This window comes from Methanobrevibacter sp. TMH8 (assembly GCF_020148105.1).
Classification (GTDB): Archaea; Methanobacteriota; Methanobacteria; order Methanobacteriales; family Methanobacteriaceae; genus Methanobinarius.
Genome location: NZ_JAHLZE010000010.1, coordinates 1 through 14564 on the forward strand (window position 1 = coordinate 1; position 14564 = coordinate 14564).

Consider the following 14564-nt stretch of genomic DNA (forward strand, 5'->3'; position numbering starts at 1 on the left):
CAATCTTTTGTCACCATTTATACTTGTAATTCCTTTAGAATGGTTTGTTTTCTACTTAGCTCATTACAATGGCGAAGATCCAGGAAGCACAAGACATATTGGCAAAGTAAGATATGAATAAATGTTTATATAATAAAAAAATAGTAAATAGGCTTCTATAGCCTATTTAATAAAAATATTAAATAAGTTAGTAAAGTTATCTTGATTATTTAATATCTACTTTTAATTTTTTGACTTCAACTTTAGGAAGTTCTAAAAAAAGAACACCATTACTAAACTCTGCTTTTGAATCATTCATTTTAACTTTGGTAGGTAAACGGATAGTTCTTCTAGCTGGACCATATGTTCTTCCTCTTATTAAGAATTCACAGTTATTTTCTTCATTACATTCTTCACCAAAGAAAGTGGCAATTGTCAATTCCCTATCAGCGATTTCAATATCAATTTCATCTTTGTTTACACCAGGAAGGTCAACTTTTACATAGTAAACATCCCCAGCATCTATAAGGTCAAGAGTTATTTTACCAGGAGCTGTTTCTTTATATTCACTTATTTTGGTATCAACATCTTTTTGGAAAGATTTTAGATTTACGAGAATATCATCCATAGTTTTTCCAAAATCATTAGCTACTCTACCAGCAACATTTCTTCCTTTTTCAACGCTTTTATCTACTTTATCTGAGAACTCATCATACTTATCTTTATCAAGTTTAGGTTTTTCACTCATATTTTGTCTCCTTATAAATTTTAATTTTAAAAATTCCAAGATATTTTATAAAATTTTTTAAAACTATAATATGATTATATATTTTTTACAAAATATCAAATATGTTTATCAATATAATATGTGTCTAACTTATTATTATAACTTTTGGTAATTAAAATTTTATAGTATATTATAAAGTAGTTAATAGCTACAAAAAACATGAAAATAAAAATAAAATTTAATTATAATATGATTAATTAAAATTTGAAATATAAAAATAAAAATGAAATAAAAATGAAATAAAATAAAAAATAAATAAATAAAAAATAAAATAAAATAAAATAAAAACTATTACCTATAAATAATCATCATCATTATATTTATCTTTTCTTTCTATTTTTTTAACTCTTTCTAGTTTAGATATTATTTCATCAATACCTTCACCTTCATAAGCTGAAATAAGTAAATAATCATCAATATTATCTAAATAGCTATCTAAATAATTGAGATTATCATCAGAATTGTCTCTATTCATATTAGATATATCTATTTTATTGAAAAGATAAACCATCGGAACATCAAATATTCTATTGATTTCTTCAGAAAGATTATATTGAGCATCTATAGTAAAACCACATGTTTCAGATACATCAATTATGAAAAATATTGCATCAGCTAAGTGTTCAAGAGCTACCATAGCATTTAATTCAATTTCATTCATGTCTAAAATTGGTCTATCAAGAAGTCCCGGAGTGTCAATAATCTGTATTTTCTTCCAATTTCTCTCAAGATGTCCAATTTGAATTCCTTTAGTTGTGAAAGGATAATTAGCTACTTCTGGAGTTGCATCAGTTATTTGACGAAGAAGTGTAGATTTACCCACATTCGGAAATCCAGCTATTACTATTGTAGTAGCTTCAAAATCGATAGTTGGCATGTTTCTAAGGTTAGCTTTTGCAAAATCTAAAAAATCAAGGTCTTTCTTAATTTTATTTACAACCGAAGCTATCCTTCCATAAGCTTGTTTTTGAAGGGAACTTGCTTTTTCTGAAGGTGCTCTTCTAATTCTTCCAGCATAATCTTTTTCAAGTTGAGTAAGTATCCCATAAGCCCAATTCAGCGCACCAAGAGCCTTTTTCATATCATCGACACCAACAGTTATATCTATATAATCTTGATAGAATTCTGGAAGTGTTTCAATATCAGGTACTCTATCTATAATCATCTTAAGCCTATCTTTAATAACTTGACAGGCAGTTATAACACGAGTTTCTTCAATTCGCTTTCCTTTTAGCCTTTTTGGAATCTTTGAAGTTCTAGCTAAATCCGCTGCTTTTTTTCCTCTCCTAAAGCCTTTATCTAAAAGTTCATCAGGAGTAGGAATAGTTGGTATCATCATTATATTAACCTAAATAAAATAAATTGTAGTTTAAAAAGTTCATAACTTTATGATTTCAATATATCAATATTAAAAATTGTATAATTAAAAATTAATTACATAAAATACTATTAATATTACATAAAATACTATTATTATAAATCACTATTAATATATAATATTACTATTCTTTATAATCTTTCATTATACTACCTTATAAACATTGCTTTCTTATATATTAAAATCTACATAAATAAAATATAATTTATAGTAATATTTTATAGCATATAAAATAAATAAATTTGTACTATATTACTATCGAAAATATTAATAAAAATAAAAAATTAATAAATATAACTAAAAAATATTATAAAAACAATTCCATAAATTGTAATAAAAACTATTAATAAAAAATAATAGGATACATGAAATTTAATTACTAATACAAAAACAGTTTTGATTTTTATGATTATAAAAACTCCTTCAAGGATACACATGACTTTAATAGATTTAAATGGATCTTACAGCCGATACGATGGAGGTATAGGACTAACCATAAATAAACCAAACTTTATTCTAAAATGTGATACTGCAGAAAAAAAAGAGGTAACCATTGATTTTAGTGAAAATATAAAAAATAATGATGTAAAAGATCAATGTATATCTAAAATAAAAAATTCTGCTGAAAAAATCATTTCACATTTTCAGTTAGATACAGGATTTCATTTTAATGTTAAAGAAGCATTTTATCCACATGCAGGATTAGGTTCTGGAACTCAAGTTTCATTAGCTACAGCTAAAATAATATGTGAATATAATGATATTTCAATTACTGGATTAGAATTAGGGAAAATTCTCAATAGAGGAGGAACATCAGGTATAGGAATATACTCATTTGAAAGAGGAGGCCTCATTATAGATGGAGGCCATAGTAAAAATGAAAAGAAGGAATTTTTACCATCTTCAGTTTCAAAAGCAACTCCTCCAATTTTAATAGGAAGATATGAATTTCCTAAAGAATGGGATATTTTAATCGCAATACCTAAATCTCACAATATAATGGGTAATAAAGAAGTAAATATTTTCAAAGAATACTGTCCAGTCCCCAAAAGAGATGTTGAAAAGCTATCCCACTTAATTTTTATGAATTTAATTCCATTTCTCCTAGAAAAGAACATTCAAGAAGTTGGAAATGCAATCAATAATATCCAAAACTTAGGATTCAAAAAAGTTGAAATAAGTCTGCAACAAGAGAAAATCAAAAGATTAATGGAAAAAATGAGGGAATTCGGAGCATATGGAGTAGGAATGAGTTCATTCGGACCATCAATCTATGGATTAATAGATAAAGATAGTTCTGATGTTTTAAAAGCAACAAAAGAATTTCTTGGAGAAGATGGAATTGTTTTTAAAGCAAAAGCTCAAAATCATGGCTTTGAACTTAAAAAATAAATAATTTAATTAAAAAATAAACCCTCCAGATTATTAAAAATAAAAAAATAAACCAATATTAATAAATCATTAAAAAATAAATCATTCTTAATTAATAAATGTAATAATATATAAAATTATAAATAATTTATAGAATTAAAGGGATTAAAATGAGTCAAAAGAATTTTGAGATTATAAATGAGATAAAAAACCTTGAAAAAGATGATATCAAGTTATCAAATACACAAAAAATATTATTAGCTACAGATGGGTCTGTAACTACCATACTTGATGTTTTGAATGGAAAAATTAGTATTAAAACTCTCAAACAAGAATATCAAGAATCAAACAAAGAAATTGCTGAAATTCTTAATATTAATGAAGGAGAACAAATTAATTATCGAGTTGTTATTATGGGAAAAAATAAAGTACCATTAATTTATGCAACTTCATACATCCCATTAAAACGATTAACTTCAGAATTTGAAAAAGACTTAATTAGTGCCGATATCCCTATTGGTAGAATTTTAAAGAAATATAATATTGAATCAAGAAGAGAAGTTCAATCTGTTAAAATAAAAAAATCTAATAAAGAATTAAAAGATATTTTTAAAACTGAAGCAGACTTTTTAAGTAGAAGCTATAATATCATACATAAAGATGAAATATTAATTTCAATCGAAGAAACTTTTCCTTTAGATTCGTTTATACATAACTATGAATAAATCTAACATAACATAATATTCTTCTAACATATAATATTGTAACATACTATAATATTATAATATAATATTATAATTTTATTTAATAAAATTTTAATAAAATTTATTCTTTAAATATTTGTCCTTGAAAAGTATATATCTTAGTTTCATTTTTAAGCCAACATTCTGTACTTAAACCTGCTTTCATACAAGTATTAGCTAAAAAAGTTTCAACATCCATATTATATTCAGTAGCTACTTGTGGAAGGAGTAAACCTTTACTAAAACCATTTTCAACTATTAAACCATCTTTTCCAATAGTTATTTCCTTTAAGTAATCTGAAGGATTATCCACTTGAAGAAGTTCTGGTTTTGTTAAAACTGTAACCTCAAAATCAACATATTTTAATTCCTCTTCAGTTAAGCTTGGAAATCTTGGATCATTTACAGCTGCCGAAATAGCTACATCTATTGTTGCGTTGATTAAAGGTGCAATTGGTTCAGGGTATCCAATACAACCTCTAAGCTCGTTATTTTTATTTAAAGTTACAAAAACTCCCAAATCTTCTTTTAAATGTTCTGGACAATCTTTAGGAACATTTATTTTTTCACCTTTTTTTAAATATGTTTCAACAGCTAATTTAGCTATTTTAATTAAATAATCCCCATCTTTTTTACTTAACATATTATCCACACCATATTTATAATATTTTATTTAAATATAATTTATTATAATTATTATAATTTAAAAAATTAAAAATTAAAATTGAAATAAAATTGAAATTGAAATTAGAAATTAAAACAATTTAAAGTGAATTTAAAATAAAAATGAAAATAAAAATTCAAATGAAATTTCAAATAATAATAAAAAATAAAATAAACTAATTGAAAAGTCAATAATTAGCTACTTCCTCCAACTGTAGCATTTAATATTCGTGTATGAGGACCACCATCTCCAACTGGAGCTGTTTGACCAGACTTTCCACAGAATCCTATTCCTAATTTAAAATCATTTCCAATTCCATCAACATTTTTTAAAGTTTCTAAAACATTTCCAGAAAGAGAAACATCCCTAAGAGGATCAGTTACTTCACCATTTTCTATTTTAAATGATTCTGCTGCATTAAATTGGAATATTCCTTTTCCAGTATCAACTTGACCTCCTCTTGAACCTTTAAGATAAATTCCTTCAGATATATCTTCAATTAATTCATCAAAACTCATATCACCAGGTTCTAAATAAGTATTACTCATTCTTACAATAGGTTGTTCACTTATTATTGATCTAGCATTACCAGAAGATAACATATCTAACTTTGATGCAGATTCCCTTGAACTAAGTAAAGAAACAAGTTCCCCATTCTTTACTAGTTGATTTTTTTAGTTTTTATACCTTCACTATCATAAGCATAATAACCAAAACCATCTATATTACTTGCATCATCGACAATATTCACAATATTAGAACCAATTTGGTGATTCATCTTGTCTTTTAATATAGAATCATTTTGAAGAATTAAATCAGCTTCAACAGCATGTCCCAAAGCTTCATGAACAAATACTCCAGTGAGCTCATTATCAGTTATTATTGAGAATTTACCTGACGGAGGAGTACTAGCTTCAAGTAATCTATTAGCTTTTTCACCAATATTTCTCCCAAATTTTTCAATATCATGATCACTTAAAGCTTCAAATCCTTTTGCTCCACCAATACTTCCATGAGCAAATTGAATAACCTCTCCAGAAGAAGCAGCTGAATTTAAAAATAAGCCGACACGAGTTTCATCCAGAATAACAGAACTTCCCTCACTATTTATAAAGACTGATTGAGATTCATTATCAGAATAGTTAACAGTAGTACTTACAACATTATCAATAGTAGCAGATTTACTTGCATCAGTTACTAATTCCTTCTTTTCATCGATATCAACATTACTAAGAGATATTTCTCTAGGTGTTTTTACTTTATCTTCCACAACTTCTGTATCAGCTAATTCTACATCACCTTTTAATACATTAGATAGCTTTATTGCAGTTTTTGTGATTTCATCGATTTTATTTAAGTCACTAGTAAATGCAAATCCCCATGCACCATTATTTAAAACCCTAATTCTAACACCAATATCAATTCCTGTGTTAATTTCTTGAATTTTATTATCTTTCATGAGAATATTAGTACTATTTCCTCTACCTGCCCTAATATCCACATAATCCACTTTCGGTGCAATTTTGTTAATTGTTTTTTTGAAAAGATCTAAGTTTTCTTCCATATTTTCCTACCTGTTTTATAATTTTTTAGTCTTATATATCTATTATATCTATTTTTAAACATATCAAATTTTCTATAATGACTTAAATTATAATTTAATTTATATCTAAAATTATTCTGAAAGTTTGTTTTATTTGTGCTTTATTGAAAAATATTAATTAAAAATGTATTTAATATATAAAAATGTTTTTATTGATTAAAGTATTATACAAAAAATATCAAAATGCAAAAATATTTATATCAATAAATACTAATAAAAAGTTGTAATAATAGTGTTAGTTTTAATAAATGTAAAAATTCTTTAAAAAAAATTATAAAATATAAAAATAATATGCAAAATTAGCACAATTAAAAAAGTGACACAAGAGGTGAAAAATATGCAGATTCAACTCGATTTACAACATTTTTGTTGCGGTCCTAAAGGCTGCGAAATCGAAATCACCTATGGTGAAATGATGGATGCAGAATAAATAAATTAATTTATTAATTTATTCATTATACATTATTATATTATATTTTATAGTAGATTAAATTCTACTAATTTTTATTGTTTTTTAACTACTTCTTATTTTTTATATCTTATTTTTTATATATTTTTTATATTATTTTTTTAAATGTTTTTTATAGTTTTTTACAATCTTACAATCTTACAATCTTATAATCTTATAATCTTATAATTTTCTTCAAAATCATAATATTATATACTTATATTCTTTACTTTATTGAAAATAAAAATAAATTTATTATAATAAATTAAATATAAAATATTAATAAGATATTTGAATATATAATATATTAAGTTTAGAATTAGTTTAGAATAATCAAGCTAGGTTTTAGAATGAAAATAGAAAACAAAAATATTAAGCTAATAAGCATTCTAATTATAGTACTAATAATTTTAGGAATACTAATCACTATTACTCTAGCTATTAACGCAAATGATAAAAAAATTATAGGACATAATAATCTTGGAACTGTATCTATAGAAGGACCTTATGGAAATCCAAATTCTTCTGATAAAATAGGATTTATTATTGGTGTTCATCCTCTTGAATCCAATGCTCATTTATCACTTATAAAAAACATTCAAAAAGATAATAAAAAACTTAATAAATCTTATTATATTTATGTAATAAATGTTACTAAAGATAGGGATGATTTTGATAAAGGACGTATGAATGGACAGCTATTAGCTAAAGATTATGTTGTTCCAGATATAAAAAATAAAAACTATACATTTGTAATGGATATTCATGCACATCGAAATGTATATAAAGAAAAAAACTTTATAATATCCCCATTAAACAATCCAAAATCTGAAAAAATAGGTTTAAAAATTATAAAAAATATCACAGGTATGAAGATCCTTAGATATATTCCTGCTATAGATGGACATCCTACAAGCCCAGACTATGTTTCAATCCCTATATTGAAAAACGGAACTTCAACTATTATATATGAAACATATCTAAATGAGTCAGAAAACACAACTAATTTCTTCATGGAAAATTTTATATTTAGTTTAGACCAATTAAAATTTTAATAAGATAAAAATAAGCTAAAAATATTAAAAAATTAGACCAATTAAAATTCAAATCAATGAAAAAGTGAATTTAATTTTTAATATCATGAAAAAATTAATAATAAATTAGATAATTTTAGTAAATAAATAAAAAGAGAGGATTATATGATTATTATTATTGGATCTGGAGCTGGAGGATCAATTATAGCTATGGAATTAGCTTTAAGTAATATTCCTGTGACATTGATTGAAAAAGGTCCTTCAATTGATATGAAAAATGCTTTTAAATGTTATGATGAATCTGATAAAGGAATCGATTTGTTAAAAACTAGCTGTACTGGAGGTTCAACTACTGTAGCTGCTGGGAATGGTGTAAGAGTTCTTGAAGAAGAATTGAAAGAGCTTGGTGTCTCAATTTCTAAAGAATTAGATGAAGTGGAAAAATTACTTTCAATACATGAAATGGATAATGAACATTTTGGTAAAGGAAGTCAAAAATTTATGGAAATAGCTGATGAACTTAATCTTAATCCTATAAAAATGCCAAAATTCATTAGAGATAATGATTGTATACCATGTGGGAATTGTGCATTTGGTTGTCCAAGAGATGCTAAATGGACATCTGTTGATTTCGTTAAAATAGCTATTGAAAATGGAGCGAAATTCTTAGATAATACAGAAGTAATTGATATACCTATTAAAAATGAAAAAGTTAAAGGAGTCACTATTAAAAAATCTAATAATAAAGAAGAGTTTATTCCATCAGATACAGTTATACTCTCTGCTGGAGCTATAAATTCAGGAATTTTACTTCAAAAAATTGGTTTAAATGCTGGAAAAAAATTATTCATAGATCCTTTTGTAACTATTGGAGGAATACTGAGAAATATTGGATTTAACAAAGAAGTTCAGATGAATGGTGTGGTTATTGGAGAAAACTATATTTTAGCTCCACATTACTCACAATTTGTAGCTAATGAGCTTAAAAAACAAGGTGCTAAAGATTCAGACATATTCAGCATAATGGTGAAAATACCTGATGACAGCTATGGACAAATCAAAGATGGAAAAGTTATAAAAGAAAATAGTATAAAAGATATTAGGTTTATTACTGAAGGTTCAGCTGTTGCAGGATCCATACTTGTAAAAAGTGGTGTTGATCCCAATTCAATAGTGTCAACAAACTTGAGAGGAGCTCACCCCGGAGGAACTGCAGCTATTGGAGAGGTTGTTGATACAAATCTCCAAACTGAAATTAATGGACTATATGTTAGTGATGCTAGTGTACTACCAAAATCGCCAGGAGCACCACCTATTTTAACAATTTTAGCATTATCTAAGAGACTTTCTAAATATTTAATAGATAAACTATTTTAAAGCCAATCAAAACATTTAATATAAATAAATTATCTAAATAATACTATTTCATCATTAAATATATATTATGAAAATAATAAATATAAATATACAAATAATTAACTATATTTAATTGAAGTTTATTAATGTTTAAATTAAATTAATTTAGCTTAATTTAATAGATATAAATATAATAAAATTTTGATAATAGTATTTTATTATATTATGTTGGAGGAAAAAATATCAAAATTTCTAATAAGAAAGAAACAATAAAAAAAATCATTATAATAACATTTTTAATAACAATTTTTTTAGTAGCTGTTCAAGCATCATCTGCAACTACTGTTACAACCAAAAAATGGGGAACCGGTGGAGATGTTACAAAAAATAGCTTAATTAAGAAAAATCTGCCAAAAACTAGCCTTACAGTTAAAGTCATAAAGGCTGCAAAAAAAGGAACTCCTGTTGTAAAATTTGGAAATGGTAAAGGTCCAAAAACACTTCTCGTTGCTGGAGTTCATGGAAGTGAACTTTCATCACAGATAGCAGCGATGAAACTTATAAATAAACTTAATAAAAAAAAGAATATTAAAGGTACAATTTATATAATCCCTTTTGTTGCTCCAAAATCAACATCATTAAATGTGAGATTTTATAATGGTAAAAACCTTAATTCGATAGCTAATAAAAAAGGAAGTATAACAAATAAAATTGTCCTAGCTGCTAAAGCAAATAATATTAAAATAGTAGGAGATTTCCATTGTACAATGCCTGGAGGAAATCCTGGTAAGAATATAATAATGGGTACAAAAGTTCCTACATCAAAAAGTGCAAAAATGGCAATTGGTATTTCAAAGTTAACTGGACATGCATATAGAAATTATTACTTAGCTGGAGCAGAATATCCTGGTGCTCTTGAAGACGTTTTAAACTTAAACAAAATTGCTGCAGTTACTTGTGAAGTAAAAACCCCACATGGAAAAGTAGCTTCAGGAAGTATTGCAGCGTCCTATAAACAGATGGTTGCTTTTTTAAAATACAATAAATTAGTTTAATAAGATTAATCCAATAATCTTATTTATATTACTTTTTTTATTTGATTTAAAACATAGTTTAATTTTTTGATCAAATAAAAACCTATTCCAAAAAGAATACAAAAATAAAAACTAAAATAAGAACTAAAATTGTTTATCTATTTCTTCAGCATCAATTAATCTTTCACAATAATGACATCTCAATAATACTGGAGATGTTTTTATCAAATGAAATCTAGATTCAATAGGTTCATTAGTATTTGTAATACAATTAGGATTAGTACATCTAATTATTGACTTCAATTCCTTCATAAAGCGAACTTTATCTTTAGCAACTACATTATAATCCCTTATTATATTAATTGTAGCTTCAGGAGCAACTAAAGCAATTTGGTCCAATTCACTGGAATCTAACTCCCTATTTTCAATTTTGACTATGTCTTTTTTACCTACATCTTGTGAAGAAACATTAATTGCGACTGTAACATTTATATCTTCATGAGGAAGCCCTAAAATCTTTAAAACATGAAGAGATTTATTAGCAGTGATATGGTCAATAACTGTACCATTTTTAATAGCCTCTACTTTCATCTCAGGTTTTTTCATAAGATAATATATATATTAATTTTTATTTAAAATTTTTTATTTACAAACTTTTTATTTATGAATTTTAAGTATAAATTTTAATTATGAATTTTATTTATATCTTTATTTATATCTTATTTTAATATTTTTCTAGTATTTTCCTAGTATTTTTTTTAGTATTTTTGTTTATTTTTGTTTATTTTTGTTTATTTTATATACATTTATGTTTTCCAAACCCATTCTTTAGAATCAGCACCAATTTCAAAATGATACTTAGCTATTCCAAGATCAATTTCAGTGTGAAATCCAAATAAAGCTTTAGCTTCAACACTATTTCCATCTAAAATAAATTTAAATCTTTGTTGATTTCTAGCTGTAGGGGCAAACTGAACAGCTTTTAAACCATTGATAAACCAATGAGGAGAGTCATTATTAACATTTCCTAATTTATCAATAGCTTTTGTTTTTCTAGAATTTCCATTATTTATCCCATACCCAATAATTATAAGGAATATTTTCTCTTTATCCCCTATTTCAACACCAAGTTTACTTTTTTTATATCCTGAAGCCGTCCAACATGTATTTAAACCTAATTGAGTTGCCTTTAAAACAATTCTCTCCCCATAATAGCCTATTTTTTCATCTAAATCATCTGATTTTTTACCACTAATAACTATATAATTTTTAACATTTTTAAATAAACTTATTTTAGCAAATATGCCATTACTGAAAGCTTTTTCTTCATTTAAACATAGTTGAATATTTAATCCACTCTCTTCACTACAGTTCTCAATTTCTGCATGAAGATCTTTTTCTATTTCACCTTCAATTTTCTTATCGCTATATTGCCTTACAGAATGTCGATTTTTAATTGCTTCTTTTAAATCCATGAAAAATCACCCCTTAACCAAATTAACAAAACAAAATTTATTAACATCAAACAATCCTTTATCACTTAACCTCAAATTTGGAATAACAAGAAGTGCCATAAATGATAGAGTCATGAACGGAGCTTCCAAACTAGATCCTAAAGTAGCTACCTTATTATTAATATTTTCAAGCTGATCTGAAACTGTGAAAACATTTTCATCACTCATAAGGCCTGCTATTGGGAGTTTTAATATTTTCTCATCATCCCCAATAACAACAGCTAATCCTCCTTTATTTTCACTAATAAGGTTAACTGCTCTTGCCATATCATTAGAATTAGTTCCAACAACAATGATATTATGAGAATCATGAGCTACACTAGAAGCAATAGCTCCTTTTTTTAGACCAAAACCTTTAATAAAAGCATTAGATATATTATTATCCCCATATCGTTCAACTACGGCTAATTTCAGTATATCATCGTCAATATCTTCTTGAATAAGATCATTCTCAACAAAAAGATCTACATCAATTTCATTGGTTATAATTTCATCTTTTACAAGTTCAATAACCCTAACATTAACAGAAGAAGCAGAAAAATTATCACCAGCAATAACCTCAAAATCATCAGGATTCTTTTTATTTAATCTAAAAGTATTTCCCATATCAGATTTTTTAGAATCAATATATGACTTACCATCTTCAGCTACTAAATAACCCCCAATATATGTCTTTTTAATATTAAAATCATTTAAATTATCAATTAAAACAAAATTAGCTTTTTTATCCTCTTCAATTGATCCAGAATTAAGATTATAATGTTCAGCAGGATTTATTGTAACCATTTTAATAGTTTCAATTGGATCAATTCCAAAATCAATAGTTTTTTTAATGAGAACATTCAAATGCCCCTCTTTTAAATCATTAGGATGTTTATCATCACTAACTAAAAAATCAAAAATCGGATATTTAAGAACTGATTGGAAATCAGCTACTGAAACTGAACCAAAGAAATCTTGGTTTGAACAAAGCCCAATTCTATCTTTTATATTAAAAAGAGCTTCCATATTTTTAGCAGATGACCCTTCCCTTACCATTATTTTCATACCTAATTTCTTTTTTTCAATAGCTTCATCAAAACTTACAGATTCATGATCAGTAGAAATAGATATATTCCCTACATTAACATATTCTTCCAAATCTTTACCACTTAACATAGGTGCGTGACCATCAATAGGTTTTTTATACTTTTCAGCAACATTTAATTTGCAAATAACCTCATTATCACGATTAATAACTCCAACAAAGTTCATAACTTCTCCTAAAGCTACAACCTCATCTTTTTCCATAAGTTCTTTAATAGCTTCACAATCAAGACAAGCTCCATTAGTTTCAAAATTAGTAGCGGGAACACAAGAAGGAGCTGAAAAATAAAAATCAAAAGGAATCAGAGAAGCATCTTCAATCATGAAATCGATTCCTTTAATCCCACAGACATTAGCTATCTCATGAGGATCAGCTATTACTGAAGTAGTTCCATATGGAACAACAGCTTTTGCAAAATTAGATGGTGTTAAAAGAGAGCTTTCAATATGAATATGAGCATCAATAAATCCAGGAACCATAATTCCATCAAAATCTAAATTAGAATCATTTTCAAGAGGCATTATCTTTTTAAAGTATCCATCTTTAATAGAAACTTCAGCAGGATAAATTTCATTACCTGCAATATCTAATATATTAGTTTTGATTTTTTTTATTTTAGTATAATTCATAATATCTTCAAATATATCTTATTATATAATATTTTATATATTCTAATTTAGATTATATAAATTTTATAGATTATGAAAGTATAAAGTAATCCAATTCAAATTACATAATCTTTTTTAAATTATTTACTTAATTAATCTAATTTAGATTATATAATCCATTTTAGGTTATCAAAATTTTCAAGTATTATTTTTCCTAATTTTTTAAAAATAAAAATAATTAATGAATAATCAAAATAGATATTAAAATAAAATAAAATAAAAATAAGAAATAACTAATAAAAAAGAACAGAATAAATATCTATAATAATCCTAAAATTGTAGGAATTACTTAAATATTTACTTTAAATTCAAGGTCTATGTCTTTAGCAGATTTTCCACCTCGAATTCCCCAATTATCACGAGATTGTTCATTGATCAAAATGAAAATAGATTCTTTTTCTATATTCAACTTACTATTTAATCTCTCAACAATAGTAGAAAACAATAACTTTTTTGTTTTATTAGATCTTCCAGAAAACATAGTTATTTCAATCAAATATTTGTAAGGATCCTTCATTTCAAACAATTCTTTTTCATATTCCATAATAAGAATATTTTTGTCATCTGAAGGAAGTTCCAAAACTTCCAAAATAGAATTAAGAATTTCTTCTTTAAATTCCCTTAAAAAATTTTTATCATTTCCTTTGGCTAGAGAAACTTTGGTAAATGGCATTAAATCACCTGAAATTTGTTTAAATATATTCATTTATAATAAAATTAGAATTAGATGAATATATATTAAAAATTTATAAAAATATAATTAAAATATATAAATATATGTAATATACTAAATACACTAAAATATGCTATAAAATATATTAAAATATATAAAATATAAAAGAAATTAAAATAAATATAAAATATGATTATATAAAAATAATTATATAAATTACATCGT

The 14564-nt window shown here is 25.3% G+C and carries 12 protein-coding genes and 2 pseudogenes; 6 read left to right on the top strand and 8 right to left on the bottom strand.

The genetic code is table 11. The features are described 5' to 3' along the window. Positions 1–121: pseudogene (locus tag KQY27_RS01935) on the top strand (SIS domain-containing protein); the annotation flags it as partial. 84 nt (positions 122–205) lie between these two features. Here the strand turns inward: KQY27_RS01935 and KQY27_RS01940 are convergent. Both KQY27_RS01940 and KQY27_RS01945 read right to left on the bottom strand, forming a co-directional pair. Next, positions 206–727, bottom strand: a complete 522-nt coding sequence (locus KQY27_RS01940; RefSeq protein ID WP_224424893.1) for an Hsp20/alpha crystallin family protein — start codon at positions 725–727, stop codon at positions 206–208. Between the two features lie 334 nt (positions 728–1061). After that, positions 1062–2105, bottom strand: a complete 1044-nt coding sequence (locus KQY27_RS01945) for an NOG1 family protein (RefSeq protein WP_224424894.1) — start codon at positions 2103–2105, stop codon at positions 1062–1064. 444 nt (positions 2106–2549) lie between these two features. Here KQY27_RS01945 and KQY27_RS01950 point away from each other — a divergent pair, with 444 nt between their 5' ends. Beyond that, the gene (locus tag KQY27_RS01950; RefSeq protein ID WP_224424895.1) at positions 2550–3536 is read left to right on the top strand and encodes a beta-ribofuranosylaminobenzene 5'-phosphate synthase; all 987 of its coding nucleotides are present in this window, start codon (positions 2550–2552) and stop codon (positions 3534–3536) included. A gap of 149 nt (positions 3537–3685) precedes the next feature. Next, entirely contained in the window at positions 3686–4240 is a 555-nt protein-coding gene (locus KQY27_RS01955) for a chorismate lyase (protein WP_224424896.1), read from the top strand. Between the two features lie 100 nt (positions 4241–4340). On the opposite strand, the gene KQY27_RS01960 is transcribed toward KQY27_RS01955, so the two are convergent. Next, the gene (locus tag KQY27_RS01960; RefSeq protein WP_224424897.1) at positions 4341–4901 is read right to left on the bottom strand and encodes a TIGR00296 family protein; all 561 of its coding nucleotides are present in this window, start codon (positions 4899–4901) and stop codon (positions 4341–4343) included. A 215-nt stretch (positions 4902–5116) separates the two neighbouring features. Next, positions 5117–6486, bottom strand: a pseudogene (locus KQY27_RS01965) (TldD/PmbA family protein). 837 nt (positions 6487–7323) lie between these two features. On the opposite strand from KQY27_RS01965, the gene KQY27_RS01970 reads away from it, so the two are divergent. The 3 genes from KQY27_RS01970 (at position 7324) to KQY27_RS01980 (ending at position 10418) form a co-directional block, all read left to right on the top strand. Then, entirely contained in the window at positions 7324–8028 is a 705-nt protein-coding gene (locus KQY27_RS01970) for a hypothetical protein (protein WP_224424898.1), read from the top strand. Positions 8029–8172: 144 nt separating this feature from the next. After that, positions 8173–9384 carry a GMC family oxidoreductase N-terminal domain-containing protein gene (locus KQY27_RS01975; RefSeq protein WP_224424899.1) on the top strand — a complete coding sequence of 404 codons (1212 nt, stop codon included), beginning with the start codon at positions 8173–8175 and terminating at the stop codon, positions 9382–9384. A 416-nt stretch (positions 9385–9800) separates the two neighbouring features. Further along, entirely contained in the window at positions 9801–10418 is a 618-nt protein-coding gene (locus KQY27_RS01980; RefSeq protein WP_224424939.1) for a succinylglutamate desuccinylase/aspartoacylase family protein, read from the top strand. Positions 10419–10541: 123 nt separating this feature from the next. Here the strand turns inward: KQY27_RS01980 and pyrI are convergent, their stop codons facing one another. From pyrI to KQY27_RS02000, 4 genes are all read right to left on the bottom strand, one after another. Beyond that, entirely contained in the window at positions 10542–11003 is a 462-nt protein-coding gene (gene pyrI / locus KQY27_RS01985; RefSeq protein ID WP_224424900.1) for an aspartate carbamoyltransferase regulatory subunit, read from the bottom strand. A 200-nt stretch (positions 11004–11203) separates the two neighbouring features. Continuing rightward, on the bottom strand, positions 11204–11872 hold the full coding sequence (locus KQY27_RS01990) for a nitroreductase family protein (protein WP_224424901.1): 669 nt from the start codon (positions 11870–11872) through the stop codon (positions 11204–11206). Positions 11873–11878: 6 nt separating this feature from the next. After that, positions 11879–13627, bottom strand: a complete 1749-nt coding sequence (gene ade, locus KQY27_RS01995; RefSeq protein ID WP_224424902.1) for an adenine deaminase — start codon at positions 13625–13627, stop codon at positions 11879–11881. 328 nt (positions 13628–13955) lie between these two features. Beyond that, positions 13956–14339 carry a tautomerase family protein gene (locus KQY27_RS02000; protein ID WP_224424903.1) on the bottom strand — a complete coding sequence of 128 codons (384 nt, stop codon included), beginning with the start codon at positions 14337–14339 and terminating at the stop codon, positions 13956–13958. Positions 14340–14564 lie beyond the last annotated feature (225 nt).